The organism is Herbaspirillum huttiense (assembly GCF_047300815.1).
Taxonomy (GTDB): Bacteria; Pseudomonadota; Gammaproteobacteria; order Burkholderiales; family Burkholderiaceae_D; genus Herbaspirillum; species Herbaspirillum huttiense_A.
In genome coordinates this window covers 458,307-482,358 of sequence record NZ_CP178608.1, presented here as the reverse complement: position 1 = coordinate 482,358, position 24,052 = coordinate 458,307, and the positions used below count along the sequence as shown (strand labels likewise).

22 protein-coding genes and 1 pseudogene are annotated in these 24,052 nt (G+C 62.0%); 11 read left to right on the top strand and 12 right to left on the bottom strand.

The window, feature by feature from the left end; translation table 11 throughout:
- Positions 1–24: 24 nt before the first annotated feature.
- The 6 genes and pseudogenes from dalD to ACLRDN_RS02245 form a co-directional block, all read right to left on the bottom strand.
- On the bottom strand, positions 25–1,458 hold the full coding sequence (dalD, locus tag ACLRDN_RS02270) for a D-arabinitol 4-dehydrogenase (RefSeq protein WP_413458792.1): 1,434 nt from the start codon (positions 1,456–1,458) through the stop codon (positions 25–27).
- A gap of 37 nt (positions 1,459–1,495) precedes the next feature.
- Positions 1,496–2,614: an ABC transporter ATP-binding protein gene (locus ACLRDN_RS02265; protein WP_413458791.1), complete on the bottom strand. Its 1,119-nt coding sequence runs from the start codon at positions 2,612–2,614 to the stop codon at positions 1,496–1,498.
- A gap of 44 nt (positions 2,615–2,658) precedes the next feature.
- Positions 2,659–3,384 (bottom strand): HAD family hydrolase, encoded by a 726-nt coding sequence (locus ACLRDN_RS02260; RefSeq protein WP_413458790.1) that lies wholly within the window; start codon positions 3,382–3,384, stop codon positions 2,659–2,661.
- A pseudogene (locus ACLRDN_RS02255) lies at positions 3,384–4,163 on the bottom strand (carbohydrate ABC transporter permease); the annotation flags it as partial. The gene ACLRDN_RS02260 and the pseudogene ACLRDN_RS02255, both read right to left, overlap by 1 nt.
- Before the next feature lie 32 nt (positions 4,164–4,195).
- Positions 4,196–5,170, bottom strand: a complete 975-nt coding sequence (locus ACLRDN_RS02250) for a carbohydrate ABC transporter permease (protein WP_413458789.1) — start codon at positions 5,168–5,170, stop codon at positions 4,196–4,198.
- Positions 5,171–5,323: 153 nt separating this feature from the next.
- The gene (locus ACLRDN_RS02245) at positions 5,324–6,679 is read right to left on the bottom strand and encodes an ABC transporter substrate-binding protein (RefSeq protein WP_413458788.1); all 1,356 of its coding nucleotides are present in this window, start codon (positions 6,677–6,679) and stop codon (positions 5,324–5,326) included.
- 335 nt (positions 6,680–7,014) lie between these two features.
- On the opposite strand from ACLRDN_RS02245, the gene ACLRDN_RS02240 reads away from it, so the two are divergent.
- The 3 genes from ACLRDN_RS02240 to ACLRDN_RS02230 all read left to right on the top strand — a co-directional run bounded on the left by ACLRDN_RS02240 (position 7,015) and on the right by ACLRDN_RS02230 (position 10,123).
- Positions 7,015–7,977, top strand: a complete 963-nt coding sequence (locus tag ACLRDN_RS02240; protein ID WP_413458787.1) for a sugar-binding transcriptional regulator — start codon at positions 7,015–7,017, stop codon at positions 7,975–7,977.
- Between the two features lie 50 nt (positions 7,978–8,027).
- The gene (locus tag ACLRDN_RS02235; protein WP_413458786.1) at positions 8,028–8,933 is read left to right on the top strand and encodes a carbohydrate kinase family protein; all 906 of its coding nucleotides are present in this window, start codon (positions 8,028–8,030) and stop codon (positions 8,931–8,933) included.
- Positions 8,934–9,004: 71 nt separating this feature from the next.
- Positions 9,005–10,123, top strand: a complete 1,119-nt coding sequence (locus ACLRDN_RS02230) for a J domain-containing protein (protein ID WP_413458785.1) — start codon at positions 9,005–9,007, stop codon at positions 10,121–10,123.
- Between the two features lie 35 nt (positions 10,124–10,158).
- Here the strand turns inward: ACLRDN_RS02230 and ACLRDN_RS02225 are convergent, their stop codons facing one another.
- Positions 10,159–12,438, bottom strand: a complete 2,280-nt coding sequence (locus ACLRDN_RS02225) for a UvrD-helicase domain-containing protein (RefSeq protein ID WP_121042681.1) — start codon at positions 12,436–12,438, stop codon at positions 10,159–10,161.
- 120 nt (positions 12,439–12,558) lie between these two features.
- Between ACLRDN_RS02225 and aroQ the strand changes: the two genes are divergently transcribed.
- The 8 genes from aroQ to ACLRDN_RS02185 all read left to right on the top strand — a co-directional run bounded on the left by aroQ (position 12,559) and on the right by ACLRDN_RS02185 (position 19,329).
- Positions 12,559–13,128 (top strand): gamma subclass chorismate mutase AroQ, encoded by a 570-nt coding sequence (gene aroQ, locus ACLRDN_RS02220; RefSeq protein WP_413458784.1) that lies wholly within the window; start codon positions 12,559–12,561, stop codon positions 13,126–13,128.
- A 194-nt stretch (positions 13,129–13,322) separates the two neighbouring features.
- Entirely contained in the window at positions 13,323–14,564 is a 1,242-nt protein-coding gene (locus ACLRDN_RS02215) for an MFS transporter (RefSeq protein ID WP_413458783.1), read from the top strand.
- A gap of 236 nt (positions 14,565–14,800) precedes the next feature.
- Entirely contained in the window at positions 14,801–15,295 is a 495-nt protein-coding gene (locus ACLRDN_RS02210; RefSeq protein WP_008334773.1) for a Dps family protein, read from the top strand.
- Positions 15,296–15,790: 495 nt separating this feature from the next.
- Positions 15,791–16,912 (top strand): polymorphic toxin type 15 domain-containing protein, encoded by a 1,122-nt coding sequence (locus ACLRDN_RS02205; RefSeq protein WP_413458782.1) that lies wholly within the window; start codon positions 15,791–15,793, stop codon positions 16,910–16,912.
- A complete protein-coding gene (locus ACLRDN_RS02200; protein ID WP_413458781.1) occupies positions 16,909–17,574 on the top strand; it encodes a GAD-like domain-containing protein in 666 nt (221 codons plus the stop codon). Before ACLRDN_RS02205 ends, ACLRDN_RS02200 begins: the two co-directional genes overlap by 4 nt.
- A gap of 601 nt (positions 17,575–18,175) precedes the next feature.
- A complete protein-coding gene (locus ACLRDN_RS02195; RefSeq protein ID WP_413458780.1) occupies positions 18,176–18,616 on the top strand; it encodes a hypothetical protein in 441 nt (146 codons plus the stop codon).
- Positions 18,613–18,795, top strand: a complete 183-nt coding sequence (locus ACLRDN_RS02190; protein WP_413458779.1) for a hypothetical protein — start codon at positions 18,613–18,615, stop codon at positions 18,793–18,795. Before ACLRDN_RS02195 ends, ACLRDN_RS02190 begins: the two co-directional genes overlap by 4 nt.
- Positions 18,796–18,867: 72 nt before the next feature.
- Positions 18,868–19,329 carry a hypothetical protein gene (locus ACLRDN_RS02185; protein ID WP_413458778.1) on the top strand — a complete coding sequence of 154 codons (462 nt, stop codon included), beginning with the start codon at positions 18,868–18,870 and terminating at the stop codon, positions 19,327–19,329.
- A gap of 160 nt (positions 19,330–19,489) precedes the next feature.
- Here ACLRDN_RS02185 and thiE read toward each other — a convergent pair whose 3' ends face one another.
- From thiE to thiC, 5 genes are all read right to left on the bottom strand, one after another.
- On the bottom strand, positions 19,490–20,122 hold the full coding sequence (gene thiE, locus ACLRDN_RS02180) for a thiamine phosphate synthase (protein ID WP_413458777.1): 633 nt from the start codon (positions 20,120–20,122) through the stop codon (positions 19,490–19,492).
- A 1-nt stretch (position 20,123) separates the two neighbouring features.
- Complete coding sequence (gene thiD, locus ACLRDN_RS02175; protein ID WP_413458776.1) at positions 20,124–20,990, bottom strand: bifunctional hydroxymethylpyrimidine kinase/phosphomethylpyrimidine kinase; 867 nt, start codon at positions 20,988–20,990, stop codon at positions 20,124–20,126.
- 2 nt (positions 20,991–20,992) lie between these two features.
- Complete coding sequence (locus ACLRDN_RS02170) at positions 20,993–21,802, bottom strand: thiazole synthase (protein WP_413458775.1); 810 nt, start codon at positions 21,800–21,802, stop codon at positions 20,993–20,995.
- An 80-nt stretch (positions 21,803–21,882) separates the two neighbouring features.
- Positions 21,883–22,083, bottom strand: a complete 201-nt coding sequence (gene thiS, locus ACLRDN_RS02165; protein WP_121042669.1) for a sulfur carrier protein ThiS — start codon at positions 22,081–22,083, stop codon at positions 21,883–21,885.
- Positions 22,084–22,088: 5 nt separating this feature from the next.
- Complete coding sequence (thiC, locus tag ACLRDN_RS02160; RefSeq protein ID WP_413458774.1) at positions 22,089–24,002, bottom strand: phosphomethylpyrimidine synthase ThiC; 1,914 nt, start codon at positions 24,000–24,002, stop codon at positions 22,089–22,091.
- Between the last annotated feature and the right edge of the window lie 50 nt (positions 24,003–24,052).

Sequence of the window (24,052 nt, the reverse complement as noted above, 5' to 3'; positions counted from 1 at the left end):
ACGCCCTGGGCACAAAAGGCAGCGTCAGTGCGCCTGCCCCAGCCACTGCTGCACGCGTCCGTAAGCCGAGCGCACCAGCGCCACCAGACGCGCATCCCCGGCCAGTTCGCCCCACAGCACGGCATCGGCGCAGAAGGCCTGCACTACATCCTCTGCGGCCAGCATGCGGCGCGCGGCGGCGGCGTCGAAGATGCCGTCCTGGTATTCGTAAGGCAGCTCACCGGCCGCCCAGCGCTGCAGGAATACCAGGAACAGCGCAGGCAGCATGGCCGTAGCCTGCGGATCGCGGCCGGCCGCCAGGCTCTCCTGCAGGGTCGGGCGGATGAAGCCGGGGATCTTGGAATAGCCATCGGCAGCCACGCGCTGGTTGGTGTCCTGGATGGCCGGGTTGGAGAAACGGGCCAGCGTCGTATCGCGGTACGCCGCCAGGTCGATCGGGCTGGGCGTGAGGCAGGGGATCACGTCCTGCGTCACGTAGTCATGCGCCATCTGGCGAATGTCCTCGCGCAGCGTGCCTTCGTGGATGTATTGCAGCCCGGCCAGCGTGCCGGCCCAGGCGATGCAGCTGTGGCTGGCGTTGAGGATGCGGATCTTGGCTTCTTCATAGGGCAGCACCGATTGCACCATCTCCACGCCAGCCGCTTCCAGGCGCGGACGGCCGGCCTGGAAGTCGTCTTCGATCACCCATTGGATGAAGGACTCGCCCATCAGGGCGCAGGGATCGTCGACCCCTGTATTTTCTTTCACCCGGGCCGCAACCGCCGGTGTGGGGCGGGGGGTGATGCGGTCCACCATGGCGTTGGGACTGGTGGTATGGGCGTCCATCCAGGCCACCAGTGCGGTCTCGCCACGCAGGGTCAGGAACTGGCGCAGGCCGTCGCGGAAGCGCTCGCCGTTGTGACGCAGGTTGTCGCAGTTCAGAAGCGTCAGCGCCGCCTGCGGATGCGCCTGGCTGCGTGCATGCAGGATGGCCGCAATCGCGCCGTAGATGGTGCGCGGTGCACCACTGCCATCGAGGGCGCAGCGCAGGTCGTCGGCCAGGTCGGCGTTGCCGGTGTCGAGCTGGTAGTGATGGTCGAGGTAGTAGCCGCCCTCGGTGACGGTGAAGGAGACGATGCGGGTGCGTTCTTCGGCACCGGCGGCGATCAGTTGCGTGAGCCGTTCATCCCAGGGCAGGATGCGGCCGATGGAGGCGATGCGCTGGTAGCTGCGTTCACCCTGGGGCGTGACGGTCTCCAGCGTGTACTGGCCCTGCTGGCGGGCCAGCGCTTCGAGGAGCGGGCTCATGTCGGCGCGGATGTTGGCCAGCGCCAGTTGCCAGCGGCGGTCGGCACCACTCTCGCGCAGCGCGTTCAGATAGACCGCCTGGTGGGCGCGATGGAAAGAGCCGGCACCGATGTGCAGCCAGGTCAGGCTATCGGCGGCGTCCTGGTCGAGGGAAGTGGCGGAACTGGTCATGCCTGGTCCTTGTCGAGGAAGTGAATGGGCGAAGGGATCAATGCGGGCGCGGCGCGGCCACGCTCGATGCCAGGCGCGGCAAGGCCTGGCCGTCGGCACCGAACAGATGGCAGCGCGCCGGATCGGCAGCCAGTTGCAAGACGCTGCCGTGCGGCGGATCGAGGCTATCTGGTACGCGCAAGATCAGCGCATCGTCGCTGCCTTCCTGGGCCGCATAGAGGTAAGAGAAATCACCCAGCAGTTCCAGCGCCGTGCAGCGTGCCTGCAGCGCGGCCTGGCCCCGGGCGATGTTGAGATGCTCGGGACGCACGCCCAGCGTGACCTTCTGCCCCGCTTGCAGCGTGCTGCCGTCAACCGCAGCCCACTGCAGACCGCCACCAGGCAATTGCACCTGCACGCCATCGGCCTGCACGGCCGCCACGGTGCCATCGATGAAGTTCATCTTGGGCGAACCGATGAAGCCGGCCACGAAACGATTGGCCGGATGGTGATACAGCTGCTGGGGCGAACCGACCTGTTCGATGCGGCCCTCGGAGAGCACCACGATCTTGTCGGCCAGGGTCATGGCTTCGATCTGGTCGTGGGTGACGTAGATCATGGTGGTCTTGAGGTCATCATGCAGCTTGGCGAATTCCAGGCGCATCTTCACGCGCAGCGCGGCATCGAGGTTCGACAGCGGCTCATCGAAGAGGAACACGCTGGGCTGGCGCGTGATGGCGCGGCCGATGGCCACGCGCTGGCGCTGGCCGCCGGAGAGCGCGCGCGGCTTGCGGTCCAGCAGGTGATCGATGTGCAGGATCTTGGCGGCATGCTGGACGGCGGCATCGATCTCGGCCTTGGACTTGCCGGCAATTTTGAGGCCAAAGGCCATGTTGTCGTACAGGCTCATGTGCGGATAGAGGGCATAGGACTGGAACACCATGGCCACGCCGCGCTTGGAGGCGGGCACATCGTTCATGCGGCGCGTGCCGATGTCGAGGTCGCCATCGCTGATCTCTTCCAGGCCCGCGATCATGCGCAGCAAGGTCGACTTGCCGCAGCCCGAGGGGCCGACGAAGACGACGAATTCGCCATCCTCGATTTCCAGATTGATGTCGCGCATGACTTCGTTGTCGTCGTAGCGCTTGGCCAGGTTCCTGATGCTCACGGCTGCCATGGGGTTCTCCTCGTTCTCTTGTAGGGGGACTGCGCGCTCTTTGCTCAGCGCAGCCAGATCAATTCACTCACCAGTTGCGGAAACTGTTTCATGTCCTCGAATACCTGATGCGCGCCGGCATCCTTCAGCTTGCGCGCCATCGTCTTGCGGTCGTGCGCCACGCCGGTAAAGCCCAGCACGTGCATGCCGGCGGCTACCGCTGCACGCACGCCGGTGACGCTGTCATCGACCGCCACGCAGCGCGCCGGATCGACCTTGAAGCCCGCCGCTGCCGCCAGATACACATCCGGTGCCGGCTTGGGATGGGCCACATCGTGACCGCTGTAGATGCGGCCGGCGAATTGCGGAAACAGGCCGCAGCGGCGCAAACCGGCTTCGATGCGCGGCGCATCGCTGTTGCTGGCCACCGCGCGCGGCAGGCGGATGGCCTGCAAGGCCTCGACCACGCCCGGCACCGGCTGCGCTTCTTCGCCGCAGGCCACGGCCACGGCCTGGTGGATGCGCTCGGCGGCGGCGGCATCCAGGCCCAGTTCGAATTCCAGATCGACTTCGCCCAGCAGGATGTCGGTGTACATGCCCAGCCGGTGCGCGATGGCAGTGTGCAAGGCCTGGCTGCGCTGCGCTTCCTGCTCTTCATCGTCAGCGCCGCTCCAGGCCGGCAGCAGCGGCAGCAATTCACGATGCAGCACGCGCAGGGCAATGCTCTCGCTGTCGAGCAGCACGCCGTCGCAGTCGCAGATCAGGTGGGTGATCGCCTGGCGCGCCATCATCACTTCACCGCTCCGAAGGTCAGGCCGCGCACCAGCTGCTTCTGCGCCAGCCAGCCCAGCGCCATGATGGGCGCAATCGCCAGCAGGGAGGCGGCCGACAGCTTGGCCCAGAACAGGCCTTCCGGATTGGAATAGGAGGCGATGAACACCGTCAGCGGCGCCGCATTGACGCTGGTGAGGTTCAGGCTCCAGAAGGCTTCATTCCACGACAGGATGATCAGCAGCAAGCCCGTGGAAGCCAGGCCTGGCATGGCGGTGGGCAGCAGCAGGTAAATCATTTCCTGCCAGGCGTTGGCCCCGTCGATGCGGGCCGCTTCGAGGATTTCCTTGGGCACGTCATTGAAGTAGGTGAAGGCCATCCATACCGCGATGGGCAGGTTGATGAGCGTATAGATGATGGTCAACCCCGTTACCGTATCAAGCAGGCCGGTATTCTTGGCCAGCAGATAGATGGGGATCAGTACGCCCACGGCCGGCATCATCTTGGTCGACAGCATCCACAGCAGCAGCTTCTGGGTGCGCCCGGTCGGGAAGAAGGCCATCGAATACGCCGCCGGTACCGCCAGCAGCAGCGACAGCAGCGTCGAGCCCAGCGAGACGATCAGCGAATTCTGCACGTAGCCCAGGTAGTGGCTGCGGCTGAAGACTTCGCGGAAGGTCTCCAGCGTGGGCAGGAACACCAGCGAGGGCGTGTAGGCCTGGGACTCGGTCTTGAAGGCCGTGACCGCCACCCAGAAGATGGGGAAGAACAGCACGATGGCGCAGGCCCAGCCCAGCACCGCCACCCACAGGGGGCTTTTCTTTGGATCGCTCATTTTTCGTTGACTCCCTTGAGGTTCCTGGCCAGCATGCGCACCAGGAAGAACGAGACGATGTTGGCCAGCACGACCGCGAAGATGCCGCCGGCCGAAGCGATGCCGATGTCGAACTGCTGCAGGCCGATCGAATAGACCAGGAAGGTCAGGTTGGTGGTGGCCGTGCCCGGACCGCCCGCGGTGGTGGTGAAGATTTCCGCGAAGACCGAGAACAGGAAGATGGTCTCGATCATGATGACCACCGTAATGGCGCGCTTCAGGTGCGGCAGGACGATGTAGAAGAAGATGCGCACCGGTCCCGCGCCATCGAGCTGGGCGGCTTCCTTCTGATCGGTATCGAGCGACTGCAAGGCCGTGAGCAAAATCAGGAAGGCAAACGGAATCCACTGCCAGGCCACAATGATGATGACCGACAGCATGGGATACTCGGCCAGCCAGTCGATCGGCTCCAGCCCGAGGTGGCGCATCACGTAGGCCAGGATGCCGTAGACCGGATGCATGATCATGTTCTTCCAGATCAGCGCGGCCACGGTGGGCATGACGAAGAAGGGGCCGATCACCAGCAGGCGTGCAATGCCGCGCCCGCGGAAGGGCTGGTCGAACAGCACCGCCAGCAGGGTGCCGCCGATGACGCTGATGGCCAGCACCGACCCGATCAGCAGGGCGGTGTTGCCGATGGAGGGCCAGAAGGCCGGGTCCTGCAACAGGAAGATATAGTTTTCCAGACCCACGAAACCGGTCTGGTCAGGGGCCATCAGGTTGTAGCGATTGACCGAAAAATAGATGGTCATCACCAGCGGAACGATCATCCACGCCAGAAGGATCAGCACCGACGGCGTCTGCATCAGGCGAATGGGATTGAAGCGCTCCTTGCGCGGCGGACGGGTCTGCTGCTTGCGTGCAGCAGGCGGGGAAGAACTCTGCATCATCGGTGAGGTGGACGACACCTGGGTGGAGTGGATCGTGGACATGACGGCCTCGGGATTTCAATCCGGGCGGCGCACGCAAGGTGCGCACAGCCGGGGAGAACGGCGCGATGCAGCCGTCATGCAGGCATGACGGTCACATCGCGCGCGGGACATGCAGCACGGGCTGCATGCCAGCGGAACCACAAGCGGCAGGGCTTACTTGATGTAGCGGCCCTGGCGCATCATCCGCACTGCCTGCGCCTGGGCAGCATCCAGGGCGGCGTCCGCGCTGGTCTTGCCGGCCAGTGCACCGGCAATGGCCTGGCCGGTCACGGTGCCGATCGACTGGAACTCGGGGATGGTGGCGAACTGCACGCCGGTATAAGGCACCGGTTTCACGGTCGGCTTGTTGGCGTCGGCAGTCTGGATCGCATCCAGCACGAAGTCAGAGAACGGCGAGACCTTCTTGTACTCCGCCGACGCGTAGGTCGAGTTGCGCGTACCCGGCGGCACCAGGGCCCAGCCGGAATCCTTGGCCACCAGATTGATGTATTCCTTGGAGGTGGCCCAGGCGGCGAACTTCTTGGCGGCGTCCTGCGACTTGGAGGACTTCGGCACGGCCAGCGACCAGATCCACAACCAGTGCGAACCCTTGTCGGTTACCTGCTGCGGCGAGGGCGCGAAGGCGGTCTTGTCAGCCACCTTGGAATCCTTGCCGTGATAGAGCATGCCGGCCGCCACGGTGGCATCGACCCACATGCCGCACTTGCCGCTGGAGAACAGCACCAGGTTTTCATTGAAGCCGTTGGAGCTGGCGCCGGGCGGGCCGTACTTGCGCATCAGGTCGACATAGAAATTGACCGATTTCTTCCATTCCGGCGAGGACAGCTGCGGCTGCCATTGCTCGTCGAACCAGCGGCCACCCCAGGCATTGGCCATGGTGGTGATGATGGCCATGTTCTCGCCCCAGCCGGCACGGCCGCGCAGGCAGATGCCGTAGACGCCCTTGGCCGGGTCATGCAGTTGCGCGGCCAGCTTGGCGACCTCATCCCAGGTCGGATGCTGCGGCATGGTCAGCTTCTTCTGCTCGAACAGATCCTTGCGGTAGTAGGTCATCGAGCTTTCGGCGTAGAAGGGCAGCGCATAGAGCTTGCCGTCCACGGTCAGACCCTCGCGCACCGGCTTGATGAGATCGGCCTCATCGTAGTCCGCCGGCAGGCCGCTCATCGGTGCCAGCCAGCCCTTCTTGGCCCAGATCGGCGCTTCATACGCACCGATGGTCATCAGGTCGAACTGGCCGCTGTTGGTGGCGATGTCGGTCGTCAGGCGCTGGCGCAGCACGCTTTCTTCCATGGTGACCCAGCGCAGCTTGATGTCGGGATTGGCCTTCTCGAACGCCGGTGCCAGCTTCTGCAGTTCGATCATGTCGGGGTTATTGATGGACGCGATGTTCAGCGTCACCGGCTCGGCTTGCGCCAGGCCGGCGGCAAACAGGGCCGAGACGGCCGCAGCGGCCAGGGTGAAGCGAATGCGGGTAGCGCCGGACGCACGGGTGCGCACGAGTTTGGACATGCTGGTCTCCGAATGTTATGTGCCCTCCTGCACGTTCTTCCTGGGGTGGCCGCGGCAGACGATGCCAGGGCACACATGCAGGGGAAGGCGGTTTTCGTGAACGACTTTTTTGAGCAAATATTATTTTTATGGGCAAATATTCATCGATTCTCGAATTCGTGTCAAGCATTTGCTTTTTGATTGAGCATTTGCCCAAGCTTGGCAATAATGGAGGGGCCAAGTCGCCGTAAAATGGCGACCCTACAGGGGATTCACCGGGAAGCCCCCGCAACCAACATCACAGCAACAGCACACGCCCGCCTGTACCTGCAGCCGGGCCGGCTGGCGAGGAGAACATGTCTAGCAGCGCATCCAAACTGGACCTGGCGGCGCGTGCCGCGTGGATGTACTACGTGGCCGGCAATACCCAGAACGAAATCGCCGAGCGGCTCGGCATCTCGCGCCAGATGGCGCAGCGCATGGTGGCCTATGCGGCCGATGCCAACCTGGTGAAAGTGCAGATCACGCACCCGGTCTCTTCCTGCCTGGAACTGGCGCAGGGCCTGCAGGCGCGTTACGGGCTGGAGGTGTGTCGCGTGGTGCCGGGCGCAGGCGGGGCAGAGAATCCCAACGAATCACAGGAAGTGCAGCAGATGCTGGCCGTGGCCGGGGCCGAAGTGATGGAGCAATACCTCAGTTCGGAAGCCCCGCTGGTGGTCAACGTCGGCTCGGGGCGCACGCTCAAGGCCGCCATCGAGCGGCTGACGGAACTGGAGCGCCCGCAGCACCAGATCGTCTCGATGATCGGGGCCTTCGCCTCCGACGGTTCGGCCAATCGCTACGACGTGGCCCTGCAAGCCGCAGAAAAACTGGGCGCGCGCTTCTACCTGCTGCCCGCCCCGCGTGTGGCCGAGAGTGAGCGCGACCGCCAGCAATGGTGCAACCACCGCGCCTACAAGATCGTGACCGGCCTGGCCGAGCGCGCCGATGTGACTTTCCTGGGCATCGGCACCATCGCCCTGCAGGGCGCGATGCACGAAGACGGTTTCATCGATGACGAGGAGGTGGCCGACCTGCAGCGCCAGGGCGCGGTAGGCGAGATGATTTGCCACGCCTTCGACATCGACGGCGTCATGCTGCCCTCTTCGCTGGCCGAGCGCGTGACCACGCCGCCGCTGGCGCAAGCGCCGCAGCGGCCGGTGATCGCGCTCTCCGGCGGCAGCAAGAAAGCCGACGCCGTGCGTGCCGCCTTGCGCGGTGGCTGGCTCACGGGCCTGGTGACCGACGAGACCTGCGCGCGCCACGCCTTGCAAGACTGAACCGACCATTCATTGCTTACCCCCATAACGACAAACCCACGGAGACCAGCATGACCCAGAGCGCCGCATTCGTCGTCTTCGGCGAAGCCCTCACCGATTTCATCCGCCAGCCTGACGGCCAGTGGCGCGCCATTCCCGGCGGTGCCTGCTGGAACGTGGCACGCGCCGCCGCCCGCCTGGGCGTGGCCACCGGCTATGCCGGCAGCGTCAGCACCGACGTCTTCGGCGCCGAACTGTATGCGCTCACCGAAGCGGCCGGACTGGACATGCGTTTCACCCAGCAGCACGCCAAGGCACCGCTGCTGGCCATGGTGACCTCGACCACGCCGCCCGATTATTTCTTCATCGGCGATGACAGCGCCGACCTGCATTTCGACCCGCAGCGCCTGCCCGCCGGCTGGATGGACGCGGCCCGCGTGCTGCACTTCGGCTGCATCAGCCTGGCCCGCGAACCGCTGGCCTCGCGCCTGCTGCAGATCGCCCAGGAAGCGGCGCTGCGCAACAAGAAGATCGCCTTCGATCCCAACTGGCGCAAGTTGATGGACAGTCCCTCCTATCGCATCCTGCTGCAGCAACTGCTGTCGCTGTCGCATTACGTGAAGGTGTCCGACGAAGACCTGGAGCGCCTCTTCCCCGGTGACGGCAATGCGCTGGCCACACTGCAAGCGCTGGCTCCACAGGCGGAAATCCTCTACACCCTGGGGGCCAAGGGCATGCAGTGGATCAAGGGCGGGCAGGTCATCGACCAGCCGGCCTATCGCGTCGAGGTGGTCGATACGGTCGGCTGCGGCGATGCCTCCATGGGCGGCTGGATCGCCAGCCAGTTGCGCCAGCCCGAGGCCCCGGCGCAGGTCCACCTGCAATGTGCGGCGGCCGGTGCGGCCATTGCCGCTTCCAAGGCCGGGGCCTATGCCGCGACCTGGGACGAAGTGCAGGCCATGATCGCCGGGGCCTGAGGCTGGGGACTGCGCTTGTGGGCGCGTGAGCGAATGGCTAGAATCCGGCACCACTGCTCTTCTTTGTCTCCATGAACAAGCCCACCCCGCAAACTGTTGCCATCGTCGATGGCCAATCCGCCATGCGCCTCTCTCCGGCTCAGGAACAGTTCAATGCGCTCATCGACGCCATCGGTACGCGCCGCGCGCAGCTCAAGGAGTGGGAAGCGGCCAGTGATGAATTCCACAAGAAGTTCGCGGCGCAATACGTACCGCTGGAACAGGAAGTCCTGGGCCTGAAACGCCAGGTGGTCTATCGCCTGCACTCCGCCTGGCCCGACAAGGCACTCGGCAAGGGCGAGCGCATCGCGCTGTCGGCGCTGATCGCGGACATGGCACAGGCGCTGTTGCAGCGGGCCGATGATGCGGAGCTGGCGCTGATCTACCAGCAGCATGCGGAGGAAGAGGAGACGGAAGCACCAGCCTCCTTGGCGGAGGTGCGCGAAGACAAGGCTGCACAAGCAGAACCCGTCATCGCCGAAGACGACTTCACCACCGGCACGCCCGAAGAAATCATGCAACGCATGGAAGCGATGCTGGAACGCCAGGAGCGTGAACGCATGCAAGCCGCGCAAGCGCGCGAGGCCCAGCGTGCCAGCCGCAAGAAGCCGCCCAAGCAGCGCGCCGCTGAAGCCCGGCAGCAGGAACAGCGCATCGAATTGAGCCAGTCGATTCGCGCCGTTTATCGCCGGCTGGCCAGCGCCCTGCATCCGGATCGCGAACCCGACGAGAGCGAACGCGCTCGCAAGACGACGCTGATGCAACGGGTCAACCAGGCGTATAAAAAGAATGATTTGCTGACGCTGCTGGAATTGCAGCTGGAACTGGAACACATCACCCGGCAGACGCTCAACGAAGTCAGCGAGGCCCGGCTGGCGCACTACAACCAGATCCTGCAGGAACAAGTGGCCGAGCTGGACCAGGAAATCACACACCTGCAACGGCAGTTCCGTCACAGCTATGGCCTGCCATCGAGCGCACGGCTGACGCCGGAGAAGGTGATGCGCTACCTGAACCGGGGCATCACGGCGCTACGCCAGGAGGGCCAGGACCTGCGCGTGGCCCTGGGGGCATTCGGCGACATCGATCAGGTCAAGGGCTGGCTGGCACACGCACGGCGCCAGCGCAGCCACGGCTGGGAAGACGATTGAGGCCGCATCACGGCCACGTCTGCCTCGCATCCTGATCAGATCTTCTCCAGCTTCGCCACCGACAGATCCAGCAATTTCATCCCGAACTTGCCAAAGTTGATCTGCGCCCGCGCCGCACCGCCGCCGCCTTCGATGTTGACGATGACGCCCTCGCCGAACTTGGCATGGGACACGTTCTGTCCGATGCGCCAGCCGGAATCGGTCTGGCGCGAGAAGTTCTGCGCAATGCGGTTGTTGCCCGCTTCCGGCACTTCATCCCAGGCCGACTTGGGATTGGCGAACCAGTGATGCTGGGCGATCTTGGGCGAGAGCCACTTGATCGACTGCTCCGGCATCTCATCGAAGAAGCGTGAACGCATGTTGTAGCGCGTCTGGCCGTGCAACATGCGGGTCTGCGAGAAGGTCATGAAGAGGCGCTTGCGCGCCCGCGTGATGGCCACGTACATCAGGCGGCGCTCCTCTTCCACGCCGCCCTCTTCCTTGGCACTGTTCTCGTGCGGGAACAAGCCCTCTTCCATGCCGGTGATGAAGACCGCGTCGAACTCCAGCCCCTTGGCCGAGTGCACCGTCATCAACTGCAAGGCATCCTGGCCGGCCTGCGCCTGGTTGTCGCCGGCTTCCAGCGAGGCATGCGAGAGGAAGGCCGACAGCGGCGACATGATGGTCACCAGCGGCGCATCGGCATCGAGCACCTCCACGCCATCGGCGGTGGTGATGGCCGTGCCGGCCGAGGCCTGCGCCTGCGGGCCGAGGAAGGCCGGGGCATCCAGGCCATAGCCTTCTTCGGAGACAAATAGCGTAGCGGCACTCACTAATTGCTCCAGGTTCTCGATGCGGTCGGCGCCTTCCTTTTCGTTGCGATAGTGGGTCATCAAGCCGGACAGGTCCAGCACCACCTTGACCATTTCAGGCAGCGGCAGATGCTGGGTTTCGAAACGCGCGCCTTCGATCAGCTTGATGAAAGCGTTCAGCGATGAGCCCGCCTTGCCCGCCACATAAGGCACGGCGGCATAGAGCGAGCAGCCATACTGGCGCGCCGCATCCTGCAGGGACTCCATGGCCTTGGCACCGATGCCGCGCGTGGGGAAGTTGACCACGCGCAGGAAGGCCGAGTCATTGTGCAGGTTGTCCATCAACTGCAGATAGGCAATGGCGTGCTTGATTTCGGCGCGCTCGAAGAAGCGTTGGCCGCCATAGACGCGATAGGGAATGGCCGAGCTGAAGAGCGCGTGTTCCAGCACCCGCGACTGCGCGTTGGAACGATAGAGGATGGCGATCTCGCTGCGCGCCCAGCCCTCGGCGATCAGGTCCTTGACCTGTTCGATGATCCACTGCGCCTCCTGCAAATCGCTGGTGGCTTCATAGACGCGCACCTGCTCGCCGTGGCCGGCATCGGTGCGCAGGTTCTTGCCCAGGCGCTTGCTGTTGTTGGCGATCAGTTCGTTGGCGGTGTCCAGGATGTGGCCGTGCGAGCGGTAGTTCTGCTCCAGCTTGATCAGGTTCTCCACATGGAATTCCTGCTCGAAGGCCGACATGTTGCCCACGTTGGCACCACGGAAGGCATAGATGCTCTGGTCATCATCGCCCACCGCGAAGACCGCGCCGTGCTGGCCGGCCATGAGCTTCAACCATTTGTATTGCAGGTCGTTGGTGTCCTGGAACTCGTCGACCAGGATGTGGCGGAAGCGGCCCTGGTAGTGCTCGCGCAGCGGCTGGTTGCGCGAGAGCAATTCGTAGGTGCGCAACAGCAGCTCGGCGAAATCGACCACGCCTTCGCGCTGGCATTGCTGGTCGTAGAGCTCGTAGAGCTCGACGAACTTGCGGTTGTAGTCGTCGTAGGCATCCACATCCTTGGCGCGCAGGCCCTGGTCCTTGGCGCTGTTGATGAAGTACATCAGGTTGCGCGGCGGATACTTCTCGTCATCCACGTTCATCTGCTTCAGCAAACGCTTGATGGCCGAGAGCTGGTCCTGCGTATCCAGGATCTGGAAGGTCTGCGGCAGTCCGGCATCTTTGTGATGCGCACGCAGCAGGCGATTGCACAGGCCGTGGAAGGTCCCGATCCACATGCCGCGCGTATTGATGGGCAGCATGCCCGACAGGCGCGCGGTCATTTCCTTGGCGGCCTTGTTGGTGAAGGTCACCGCCAGGATGCCCGAGGGCGAGACCTGCCCGGTCTGGATCAGCCAGGCGATGCGGGTGGTCAGCACACGGGTCTTGCCGGAACCGGCACCGGCCAGGATCAGCGCCGATTGCGCGGGCAGCGTCACGGCGGCGAGCTGCTCTTCATTGAGGTTGTGGAGAAGATTTTGCATCCCGCGATTATAAAGGGCGCGTGCCCTGACCGGGCGGGCAGGCGCGGCGCTATACTGCCGCACAGTTGATTTATCCACAGCCGCACCCGGCACTCACCTCAGCAATCGACTCTTCCGACCATGCGCCGCCTGTCTTCCCGCTGCTTCGCCGCCCTGCCCCTGATCGCCACCCTGCTGCTCGCCGCCTGCGCCACCACGCCGCCCCCGGCCGCGCGCAGCGATGTCGGACAATTGCTGAGCCTGCAGAAGACCCGGCTCGACGTGGCCGCTCCGGTGGCGCGCAGCAAATGGAATTCGCATGCGCCCATCGATGATCCCGCACGCGAGGCGGTGATCCTCGACGACGTGGCTGCCCGCGCACAGAAGCTGGGACTGGATGCGGCATGGACGCGGCGCTTCTTCCAGGACCAGTTCGAGGCCGGCAAGATCGTGCAGCGCGACCTGCATCGCCAGTGGCGCGTGGAGCAGCGAGCGCCCTTCGCCAATCCGCCGGACCTGGCGCTGCAAGTGCGCCCGGTACTGGACCGCCTCACCCCCGCCCTGCTGGCAGCCCTGGCCCGCCTCAACGGCCACTGGTGCGAACCGGCCGTGCAGCGCGACCTGGCCGAGCTCGATCCCGAGATCCTGGGCGCCGACTACGCCCCCGCCGTGCGCGAACGCGCCACCGAAGCACTGCGTTGCCAGCGCTGAATTGCAGCCTTTAAGCGACATGACGTCGCACAAAAACGACTAAGTTGCTGAATTGACAGGCAAAAATCTTTTGCTGTCCTGCAGCATTTTTAGGGCGGGAGTAAAATTCGGTCTGGCTGTTCACGCGCACACCGGCGCGCGCGGCCTGCTCATTCCGGTTTGCCCATCCGGATTCACATTCCGACTTCCCCGCCATGTCCGACGATTCCTGTAGTCCCAGTACCACCGGCACGCCCGTGCCCGCCGCCCCGCCGCGTCCGCTGACGCCGGCCAAGGTCACGCGGCAGATCATTGCCACCGCCTTCTTCACCTTCCTGGTTTATCTGGCCATCGGTATCCCGATGGCGGTGCTGCCGGGTTACATCCACCTCGATCTGGGCTACAGCTCGGTGATCGCGGGCCTGGGTATCAGCGTGCAGTATTTCGCGACCTTCGTGAGCCGCGCCAATGCCGGCCGCATGATCGATACCATGGGCGCCAAGCACACCGTCATGCGCGGCATGTTGCTGTGTTCGGCCAGCGGCGGCTTGTTGCTGCTCTCGGCGCTGGCGCAGCCGCTGCCCTTCCTGTCGCTGGTGCTGCTGTTTGCCAGCCGCGCCTTCCTGGGTCTCGGCGAAAGCCTGGTCGGTACCGGCGCCATCATGTGGGGCGTGGGCCGCGTGGGTGCCGAGAACACGGCCAAGATGATCTCCTGGAACGGCATCGCCACCTATGCGGCGCTGGCCATCGGCGCGCCGCTGGGCGTGGTGCTGGACCGCTCGCTGGACTTTGCCGTGATCGGCCTGACAGGCATGCTGCTGACCGTGCTGGGCTACGTGCTGGCGCGCGGTGGTCCGGCAACGCCCGTGGTCCAAGGCGAACAGCTGTCCTTCAAGCTGGTGCTGCGCAAGGTGTTTGCCTATGGCATGGGGCTGGCCTTTGGCACCATCGGCTTCGGGTCGATCGCTACCTTCATCACCCTCTATTACGCCGATCAGCACTGGAGCGGCGCGGCCTTCGCGCTGACTGCGTTCTCGTCTGCCTTCGTCGGTGCGCGCCTGCTGTTCGCCAATGTCATCACGCGCTTCGGTGGCTATCGCGTGGCGGTGGTGTGCTTCCTGACTGAATCGGTCGGCCTGCTGCTGCTGTGGAGCGCGACCACGCCCGCGCTGGCATTGCTGGGCGCGGCGCTGGCCGGGTTCGGCTTTGCGCTGGTGTTCCCTTCGCTGGGGGTGGAAGCCGTCAACCTGGTGTCGCCGGCCAATCGTGGCGCGGCATTGGCGGCGTATTCGGTGTTCCTCGACCTGGCGCTGGGCATCACCGGCCCGCTGGCCGGGGCCATCGCGGGACAGCTGGGATATCCCCAGGTGTTCCTCTTCGCCGCCATTGCGGCCATCGGTGGCGTGGCCTTGTCGCTGTCCTTGTATCGCAGTGCGCAGCAGGGCGCAAAATCCTGATCGGATTGCCGTTGCAGTCGATGAGAAGTCGGGCCGATAGATTTTGATTTATCGGCCCGATTGATTTATAGCCGTGCATTTATCTCCAAAATCGATTGAAATGGGGAACGTCGGCCCCATCCTTTCATCAATACTTGCGTGGTCGCAGTTTGTCCGTTTGCGATTTGCAATAGAATCGCGGTGTTGCGCAGTGTATGAACCCGCTTACGAAAAACCGAACAGCTAAGGAGCGAATAATGGCAAAGAAGAATGTGGCAGCCCCCTCGATCAACATCGGCATCAACGACAAGGACCGCAAGAAGATTGCAGACGGCCTGTCCAAGCTGCTGGCAGACACCTACACGCTGTACCTGAAGACCCACAACTTCCACTGGAACGTGACCGGTCCGATGTTCAACACCCTGCACCTGATGTTCGAAGGCCAGTACAACGAACTGGCGCTGGCAGTGGACCTGATCGCTGAACGCATCCGCGCGCTGGGTTATCCGGCACCGGGTTCGTACAAGGAATTCGCCAAGCTGTCTTCGATCCCTGAGGCTGAAGGCGTGCCCAATGCACAAGAGATGATCGCCCAGCTGGTGGCCGGCCAGGAAGCCGTGACCCGCACCGCACGTTCGATCTTCCCGACCGTCGATGCCGCCGCTGACGAACCGACCGCCGACCTGCTGACCCAGCGCATGCAGCTGCATGAAAAGAATGCGTGGATGCTGCGCAGCTTGCTGGAAGGCTGATAGGAGAGCTGGCTCCTTTTGCGAGGCACGCAAGGCGCTCGCACGCTGTAACCTGCAGCCCCGGTCGTTCACACGGCCGGGGCTGTTTTTTTATCGAGCGATAGCGTCGGCAGGCCCGGTGTCAGTCAGTCGGGTCTTCAGCGCTTCATTGCCGAAGTCGTCATTGGGCAGTTGCCAGTTTCCATGTGGAAACACTACAATGCGGGCCAGTGTTGCATCAGGGAGGGATACTTGATGAGCACAGGATCTTCGCATGCCCAAAGCGCCCCCGGGTCTGGAACAGCTGCTTCCGGACACTCTCTCCGTCCGCATTCTGCGGCGGGTTTCCCCGTTTCACCTCGTCTCCCAACATGAACGGCTAGTCAACCGGCTTGACGCCTGCGCGCGGTTGCCACGCGACTTCGCGCCTGTTCTTGGGCGCTTGGCCGATCACACCTGGCTTGGACTAAACGACTTGCCCTGCGCCCCGGTCGACATGACGCGGGATGCGGTGTCATGACGACCAAAGGCGTCATCCTCGAACAGGCTGACAGGTCGTTCACGCACATCGAGCCGCACGGTGGCGGAGCCAATGCAGCCATCAAGGCAGAGACTGCGGCCGAGAAAACGTTTTGGCAGAAGTCCAGTCCTTGGGTGCACGGTGTGCTGGGCGTGGCCAGTTTCGTTCCTGGCTTGTCGGTCATCACGGGTGCGATCGACGCGGCGATCTATACCGCCGAGGGCGACTACGTTGAAGCGGGGATTGCTGCTGCGAGCATGATCCCGGGTGGCAAGGTAGTGACCACAGTTGGCAAGGTCGCCAAGCGTGCGGTCGGCATGGCAAAGGGTGCAGGAATGGCATCCCGGGTTGGCAAAGGTACGCATGAGGCAGAAGAACTCGCCAAAGCAGCCAAGTCGGCAAAGGAAGCAGAAGAAGCCGCCAGAGCTGCTCGCGAAGCTAAAGTCGCCAGAGAAGCTGCACCTGGGCCCCAAAAGCCCAAGGACCCAAAGAAGGATGTCACCGTCAAGGCCCGGCCATTCAAAGTGCCTTGCTTCCATCCCTATGACAAGAAACAATTCATGCGGATGAGCAAGGAGGAACAGAAGGCATTTCTGAAAGAAATGGCGGAGCAACTTAGACGTCAAGAGGAGGCCATCAATAGTCTGACCGCAAGCGAATATGCGATGGCGAGAGATGCGTTTAAGAGAATGAATCGCAATCCGGCGGCCAACGCCGCGCAGGACAGGCATCGGAAACAAGTCCTTGATCAAATCTCGAATAGTATTGCCGACAGCCTGCATAACCAAGGCGTGAGTGATGCAAAGGTAGAAAAACAGGCCGAAATTCGTGCAAAAGAACTGATGGGAAAATTAGCTGCACTGCATGAGCCAGACATGGTCGCAGGAGGTTGGATGCAACATAAAACGACGAGTATCGGCCGCGCCGACGTGAATAAGTCAATTGGAGCAAGCTGGAACCAGGCTTACACGCCACCCGGAAGCCAGAATTCGGGGCAGAAACCGCTGACCAGGGTGCAGGAGATGGATCGCGAAGCCAAGCATGCCATCGATAACGGTCGAGGAAATCAGAAAATGAATGTCAAACTGGAGCCTTGCCGTGGCAGGGGAATGAGATGAGAGACGAAGGATTCGAATATTTTATTAGCAAATTTGGCGAAGCCACCCAGCAATCCCCCGTGCCCGCCGCAAGCCTTGAAAAATGGCGCGGTAAGCTGCCAGAAAAGTTATTGAAATACTGGGAGCTAGAAGGATGGTGCGAGTATGCGAATGGCCTCTTTTGCACAGTTGACCCTGATGACCATGAAGACCTAGTTGATGAGTGGCTAGCCGACACAGGCCTGGATGCAATTGACGCGTTCCATGTAATTGCAAGATCGGCATTTGGCACTCTCTATGTATGCGGCGAGAAGACCGGGTGCAGCGCCACGATTCATTGCGCGCTCAATATGGTCACCGCTTTACAAAACGAATTGAAAACAAAAACTAAGGAACGCCAGGATTCTTCCGTCCGTTCGTTCTTCGCATTCAGCAAGCCAGCCAAGTTTGACATGGAAGACGAGAACGGACAGCCGCTCTTTGAACGCGCCAGATCCAAGCTAGGCCGGCTTGCACCGCATGAAATATATGGTTTCGAGCCCGCTATCGTATTAGGAGGAAAAATTCTCCTCGAAAATGTAGTCAAGGTGAATGCCAATGTGCACCTGACGATTCTCCGCCAGTTCGCGGAGCCGGAATTACCACTCTCCGGGATCGATATCGAACAGTTGCTCGACTCTTGAAACGTACCGCCGTGACAGATCAAGTATGCGAGAACACACCATCACATCGTACGTAGGCGTCGGGCCGCTCAAATTTGGAATGACTCGGGACGAGGTTCATCAACTACTAGGCAAGCCGCAATCTTCAAAAAAAAGCCGCTTCTTCGAAGAATCGAGGGAATGTTGGAGCGACAACGGCTTGCAGCTAACTTTTTCGGAAACGGGGGATGGGCTATTGGAGATTGGCTTGTGTCCCAATCTCGCCAACGTCCAGTTCAATGGACTCCGATTGTTCGAGGTGCCGGGAGCGGATGTGTTCAAGGCCCTCCATGATTGGGACGATGCACCACTAGATAGAACTGGAACAAGTGTCTTTTCTTAAACTCGGATTGGCTGTGCATGGTTTTTTGGACGACGATGACAGTGACAAGGCAGTCGCCGCTTTTGTAAAAGGAAGATGGGATGAATAAGCATACGCAAAGGAACTTGCATCCTCTTATCTCGCGCTTTCTTATTCATCGCCTCCATCGGCCAGGGACCGACAAGCCGGCAAAAGCGAATCCAATATGCACCTGATTTTGATATTTCTCGAAGGGCAGTGCTTACTGCCTTGGACTCTAGTATGAGAGAACACATCATCATGTCATACGTCGGCGTCGGACCGCTCAGGTTTGGAATGACTCGCGACGAGGTTCATCAACTTATAGGCAATCCTCTATCTATCGATAAAAGCGTGGGCTCCGATGAGTTGACAGAATATTGGAGCAACAACGGTCTGCAACTAACCTATTCGGAAATGGATGAAACATTGTTAGAAATCAGCTTGTACCCCAATCTCCAAAACGTCCAATTGAATGGACTTAACTTGTTCGAGGTTCCGGGCACGCAGGCATTCAAGCTTCTGCACGATTGGGACAACGCACCGCTAACAATAGTTGGCGTGAGTATTTTTCTCAAACTGGGATTAGCAGTGAATGGATTTTTTCACGACGATGACGGTGCCAAGTCGGTAACGGCTTTCGCAAAAGGAAGATGGAATGACTGGCCACCAAAAGAAAAATGAAGCCTTATCTTCCGAGACCTTTACAAAATAAATGGCTCACCCAAGTGAAAAAGACTATGGAATTCGCGAATATAAAAAATATTCCAGATGTCGGAGCTGACGACGATTTAGCATTCTCTGCTTTTTCTCGCCGTCATTGGGACGAAAATCTTGAGAGCATGAAAGCGGATCAACGTTGATCTTCTCGATAAGTAGCAAGTCCCTGAATACTTCAAATACCGCGAAAAGAAAACGTTTTAAGGTAGCGAAAATTGAATGAAAAAGAATCGTTCGAACTCGTCCCGCATATTGGAGCAGGAAGAATATGCTTCGGTATGACGCCTCAAGAAATTGAGAAAATTTATGGTGCCGCAGACAGCGTCACCTTCAATCATCTGAAGCAGAAAGTGGAATTGCGCAGCTTCATGAATCTAGGCTATTCGCCGGGTTCTGCAGAAGCCTTATCTCATATCGGCTTCGGGCGGCAAATGAAAAACATCCGATTCAAGGACAATAATCTGTTTCTTGATGACGAAAGCGTCATTCTTGCGAAGCTGGTCGCGGAAGACGGAAATCCACTCACCTGCCTTGGTTTCATCGTGTTTTTCAATCTTGGAATAACCCTCACCGGATTTCACGACCAAAACGTTTCCCAGAAGGCGCTGACCATGTTCCCGCGCGGCGCTTGGGACAAGTGGATACCAAAACTCAAACCGTTTACCCAAAAGCATTGAAGAGGAAAGGCACGACCAAAGATTTCTTCCTTTCTTGACACTGGCCGACCTAGTTGCGGCGTATCGAAGGCGCAGCTGCACTGGAGTGTCTTCGGTGCGTCTTCGATACGACCCTGCGGGTCTACTCAGTCCGAACTGTCAGAAAGTATGAAGATGCGCCTCAGCGATACAAATCCGCCAACTGCCGCGTCTTGCGTTCCTCTACCGGCACCAGATAGACGCTACTGATGACCGCCACCATATCAGCCCCCTGTGCCACCAGCGGCGGCGCGTTCTCCAGCGTGATGCCACCGATCACGACCACCGGCAAGGGGATCTCGCGCTTGGATTGCGCAATGATTTCCGGGGCGGTCCGGAAATCATATTTTTTCACGCGCGACGGATAGAAGCCGCCGAAGGCCACGTAACTGGCCCCATCGCGATACGCCGCATGCGCCAGCTCCAGCGTGCCGTAGCAGGAGGCCCCGACGATGCGGTCGGGCCCCACGGCCTTGCGCACCTCGGCAATGGAGGCATCGGTGCCGCCGACGTGAATGCCATCGGCATCGATCTCCAGGCACAGGTCCACGTGGTCGTTGATGATGAGCGGCACATCATATTGCCGGCACAGCGCCAGCAATGCCGAAGCCTGTGCGCGGCGTTGCTCCACGCCGGCGGTCTTGTGGCGGTACTGCACCAGCGCAGCACCGTTCTGCAAGGCCAGCTCGGTAGCGGCCAGCAATTGGGCGGTGTCATCCCAATCCGGCGTGACGATGTAGAGGCCACGCAGATGCCTTGCGTACTCGGGTTTCATGTCAGGCTCCTGCCGCAACGGCGGCGTCAATAACAGGTTCAAAGGCAGGCACGCGATTGGGAATGCGCTGCCCCTCGGCAATCGCATAGGACGTCGACAGCGCGTGCTGCGTGTACTGCTGCGCCAGGTCGATGGCCTCGCGCATGGGCAGCCCGCGCGCCAGGCAGGCCGACAACGCGGCCGCCAGCGTGCAGCCGCTGCCGTGGAATTCATCGGGCAGGCGGGTCCAGCGCCAGCGTGCGCTCTCGATGGCCTCCTCGGCAAACTCGGAACGGAACATTTGTCCGTACCAGCGATTGATCACGTCCTGCTCCTGCGGACCATGGCCGCCCTTGAGCAGCACATGCGCGCAGCCGCGTTGCATCAGCAGCGCCGCCTGCCGCGCCGGTTCCACATCGCCGCAGAGGCGGCGCGCCTCGTTGAGGTTGGGCGTGATGACGGTGGCCAGTTCGTACAAGGGTTCGATCACGCGCGCGGCATCATCGCGCGAGAGCTGGTCACCCTTGCCGTTGGCCAGCACAGGATCGAGCACCACCGGCAAGTGCGGCTTGCGCGCGCGCAATTGCCGGATCAGGCCGGCGATCACTTCGGCATTCTCATGGCTGCCTGCGATGCCCAGCTTGACGGCAGCGATGTCGAATCGATTGATCAGCACCTGCGCCTGGTAGCGCACCAGGTCAGGATCGAGCGCATGCACGGCAAAGACGCTGACGTTGTCCTGTACCGTCAATGCGGTCGGCACCGACAAGGGATGCGCACCCAGTGCCGTGATGGCCGGGATATCAGCCTGCATGCCGGCCCCGCCGCTGGGGTCGGAGCCGGAGAAGACCAGCACGCAGGGTGGCGTGGTGCGATAAGCTGCCTGCATGCTCACGCCACGCGGCCGGCCATCGGCGAGGACGGTGAGGCCGCAAACTTGCGCGGGACGCGGCCCGAAAGGAAGGCTTCTCGGCCCGCTTCCACCGCCAGCTTCATGGCGCGCGCCATGCGAATCGGATCGCGTGCACCGGCAATGGCCGTATTCATGAGCACGCCATCACAGCCCAGTTCCATCGCAATGGCCGCATCAGAAGCCGTGCCCACGCCGGCATCGACCAGCACCGGCACGCGCGCCTGTTCGATGATGAGCGAGAGATTCCAGGGATTCAGAATGCCCATGCCCGAGCCGATCAGCGAGGCCAGCGGCATGACGGCGGCTACGCCCAGGTCTTCCAGCATGCGCGCCTGGATCGGATCGTCGCTGCAATAGACCATCACGTCGAAACCATCCTTGACCAGGGTCTCGGCAGCTTTGAGCGTTTCGGGCATGTTGGGAAACAGCGTCTTCTCGTCGCCCAGCACTTCCAGCTTGACCAGCTTGTGGCCACCCAGCAGTTCACGCGCCAGTTGCAGCGTGTAGACCGCATCGGCGGCGTTGTAGCACCCCGCCGTATTGGGCAGGATGGTGAATTCGGAGGGCGGCACCGCATCCAGCAGGCTGGGCGCATTCGGGTCCTGGCCGATGTTGACGCGGCGGATTGCCACCGTGATGATCTCGGCACCGCTGGCGACCGTCGCCGCGCGGGTTTCGTCGAGGTCCTTGTATTTGCCGCTGCCCACCAGCAGGCGCGAGCGATAGGTCTTGCCGGCGATGGTCAGGCCCTTGTCCTCGCTCAGGAGGGGGGCGTCGTTCATGTTCATGTCGTTTCCTTGTCTGTGAGAGCTGCATGCCACGGGAGGCGGCCGCTGGCGACATGCACGTGCCGCAGCGGAACAATCGTTCATCCGCCCCCGATGGCGCGCACTACGTCTACCTTGTCGGCCTCGGCCAGCGCGCGCGCAGGCCATTGCGCGCTGGGCACCACCTGGCGGTTCACCGCCACGGCCACCGCCTTGCCGGCCAGTGACAGGCCGGCAATGAGCTGGTCCAGCGTGGCGCCGTCAGGCAGCGGGTGAGGCTTGCCGTTCAGTTCGATCTGCATGGCGCTTACTGCTTCGAATAGATCTCGGCGCCCATCTTGACGAACTCGACCGATTTCACCTGCATGCCTTGCTTCAAGGCGTCGATCTCGGAGATGCCTTCCTTGGCGGCGTAATCGCGCACTTCCTGGGTGATCTTCATGGAGCAGAAGTGCGGGCCGCACATGGAGCAGAAGTGCGCCACCTTGGCCGAATCCTTGGGCAGGGTTTCGTCGTGGAATTCGCGCGCCTTGTCCGGGTCCAGGCCGATGTTGAACTGGTCTTCCCAGCGGAATTCGAAGCGCGCCTTGGACAGCGCGTTGTCGCGGATCTGCGCGCCCGGATGGCCCTTGGCCAGGTCGGCGGCGTGGGCGGCGATCTTGTAGGTGATGATGCCGTCCTTCACATCGGTCTTGTTGGGCAGGCCCAGGTGTTCCTTGGGGGTGACATAGCACAGCATGGCCGTGCCATACCAGCCGATCTGCGCGGCACCAATGCCGGAGGTGATGTGGTCGTAGCCGGGCGCGATGTCGGTGGTCAAGGGGCCGAGGGTGTAGAACGGCGCTTCATGGCACTGCTCCAGCTGCAGGTCCATGTTCTCCTTGATGAGATGCATGGGCACGTGGCCGGGGCCTTCGATCATCACTTGCACGTCGTGCTTCCAGGCGATCTGGGTCAGTTCGCCCAGGGTGCGCAGCTCGCCCAGTTGGGCTTCGTCGTTGGCGTCGTAGATCGAGCCGGGACGCAGGCCGTCGCCCAGGCTGAAGCTGACGTCATAGGCTTTCATGATCTCGCAGATCTCTTCGAAGTGTTCGTAGAGGAAGGATTCGCGGTGATGCGCCAGGCACCACTTGGCCATGATGGAACCGCCCCGCGAGACGATGCCGGTCATGCGCTTGGCCGTCAGCGGGACGTATTGCAGACGTACGCCGGCGTGGATGGTGAAGTAATCCACGCCCTGCTCGGCTTGCTCGATCAAGGTGTCGCGGAAGATTTCCCAGGTCAGGTCTTCGGCACGGCCGTTGACCTTTTCCAGCGCCTGGTAGATCGGCACGGTGCCAATGGGCACCGGCGAATTGCGGATGATCCATTCACGGGTCTCGTGGATGTTCTTGCCGGTGGAGAGGTCCATGACGTTGTCGCCGCCCCAGCGGATGGCCCAGGTCATCTTCTCCACTTCCTCGCCGATGGAGGAGGTCACGGCCGAGTTGCCGATGTTGGCATTGATCTTGACCAGGAAATTGCGGCCGATGATCATCGGTTCCACTTCCGGGTGGTTGATGTTGGCGGGAATGATGGCGCGGCCGCGTGCGACTTCGTCACGCACGAATTCCGGAGTGATCTCGGCGGGAATGGACGCACCGAAGGACTGGCCGGGATGCTGGCGGCCCATCAGGTCGGCCAGCTTGTTGCCCATGGGGCCGGAGGCCTTCAGTTGCTCCAGGTACTCCTTGCGGCGCAGGTTTTCGCGGATTGCGATGAATTCCATTTCCGGCGTGATGATGCCGCGGCGCGCATAGTGCATCTGGGTCACATTGGCTCCGGCCTTGGCGCGGCGCGGCTTGCGGTGCAGGTTGAAGCGCAGCTCGGCCAGGGCCGGGTCGTTCAGGCGCTGCTGGCCGTATTCGGAAGTCGGGCCGGGCAGTTCCTCGGTGTCGTTGCGTTCCAGAATCCAGGGCAGGCGCGGGGTGGAGAGACCAGCGCGGATGTCGATCTTCACATCCGGGTCGGTATAGGGGCCGGAAGTGTCGTAGACATAGATCGGCGGATTCTTTTCGGAACCGAACATGGCCGGCGTGTCGGCCTGGCTGATCTCGCGCATGGGCACGCGGATGTCCGGGCGCGAGCCGGTCACATAGATCTTGCGGGAATTCGGCAGAGGCTGGACGGCTGCCTCATCGACGGTGGCCGTCGCGGACAGGAATTTCGGGTTGGCATTCATTTCGGCTCCTTTGCTTGATGACTCTTGGCTCGGAGCCAGCAAAGGAGGTT

What these genes read in the sequence shown, in the direction of transcription:
- ACLRDN_RS02210 (WP_008334773.1), top strand. Translation starts at nt 14,801, where the DNA reads ATGGCAAAGAAGAATGTGGCAGCCCCCTCGATCAACATCGGCATCAAC.
- thiS (WP_121042669.1), bottom strand. Translation starts at nt 22,083, where the DNA reads ATGCAGATCGAACTGAACGGCAAGCCTCACCCGCTGCCTGACGGCGCC.
- dalD (WP_413458792.1), bottom strand. Translation starts at nt 1,458, where the DNA reads ATGACCAGTTCCGCCACTTCCCTCGACCAGGACGCCGCCGATAGCCTG.
- ACLRDN_RS02230 (WP_413458785.1), top strand. Translation starts at nt 9,005, where the DNA reads ATGAACAAGCCCACCCCGCAAACTGTTGCCATCGTCGATGGCCAATCC.
- ACLRDN_RS02225 (WP_121042681.1), bottom strand. Translation starts at nt 12,438, where the DNA reads ATGCAAAATCTTCTCCACAACCTCAATGAAGAGCAGCTCGCCGCCGTG.
- aroQ (WP_413458784.1), top strand. Translation starts at nt 12,559, where the DNA reads ATGCGCCGCCTGTCTTCCCGCTGCTTCGCCGCCCTGCCCCTGATCGCC.
- ACLRDN_RS02205 (WP_413458782.1), top strand. Translation starts at nt 15,791, where the DNA reads ATGACGACCAAAGGCGTCATCCTCGAACAGGCTGACAGGTCGTTCACG.
- ACLRDN_RS02200 (WP_413458781.1), top strand. Translation starts at nt 16,909, where the DNA reads ATGAGAGACGAAGGATTCGAATATTTTATTAGCAAATTTGGCGAAGCC.
- ACLRDN_RS02235 (WP_413458786.1), top strand. Translation starts at nt 8,028, where the DNA reads ATGACCCAGAGCGCCGCATTCGTCGTCTTCGGCGAAGCCCTCACCGAT.
- ACLRDN_RS02265 (WP_413458791.1), bottom strand. Translation starts at nt 2,614, where the DNA reads ATGGCAGCCGTGAGCATCAGGAACCTGGCCAAGCGCTACGACGACAAC.
- ACLRDN_RS02215 (WP_413458783.1), top strand. Translation starts at nt 13,323, where the DNA reads ATGTCCGACGATTCCTGTAGTCCCAGTACCACCGGCACGCCCGTGCCC.
- thiD (WP_413458776.1), bottom strand. Translation starts at nt 20,990, where the DNA reads ATGCAGGCAGCTTATCGCACCACGCCACCCTGCGTGCTGGTCTTCTCC.
- thiC (WP_413458774.1), bottom strand. Translation starts at nt 24,002, where the DNA reads ATGAATGCCAACCCGAAATTCCTGTCCGCGACGGCCACCGTCGATGAG.
- ACLRDN_RS02240 (WP_413458787.1), top strand. Translation starts at nt 7,015, where the DNA reads ATGTCTAGCAGCGCATCCAAACTGGACCTGGCGGCGCGTGCCGCGTGG.
- thiE (WP_413458777.1), bottom strand. Translation starts at nt 20,122, where the DNA reads ATGAAACCCGAGTACGCAAGGCATCTGCGTGGCCTCTACATCGTCACG.
- ACLRDN_RS02195 (WP_413458780.1), top strand. Translation starts at nt 18,176, where the DNA reads ATGAGAGAACACATCATCATGTCATACGTCGGCGTCGGACCGCTCAGG.
- ACLRDN_RS02250 (WP_413458789.1), bottom strand. Translation starts at nt 5,170, where the DNA reads ATGTCCACGATCCACTCCACCCAGGTGTCGTCCACCTCACCGATGATG.
- ACLRDN_RS02245 (WP_413458788.1), bottom strand. Translation starts at nt 6,679, where the DNA reads ATGTCCAAACTCGTGCGCACCCGTGCGTCCGGCGCTACCCGCATTCGC.
- ACLRDN_RS02190 (WP_413458779.1), top strand. Translation starts at nt 18,613, where the DNA reads ATGAAGCCTTATCTTCCGAGACCTTTACAAAATAAATGGCTCACCCAA.
- ACLRDN_RS02260 (WP_413458790.1), bottom strand. Translation starts at nt 3,384, where the DNA reads ATGATGGCGCGCCAGGCGATCACCCACCTGATCTGCGACTGCGACGGC.
- ACLRDN_RS02170 (WP_413458775.1), bottom strand. Translation starts at nt 21,802, where the DNA reads ATGAACATGAACGACGCCCCCCTCCTGAGCGAGGACAAGGGCCTGACC.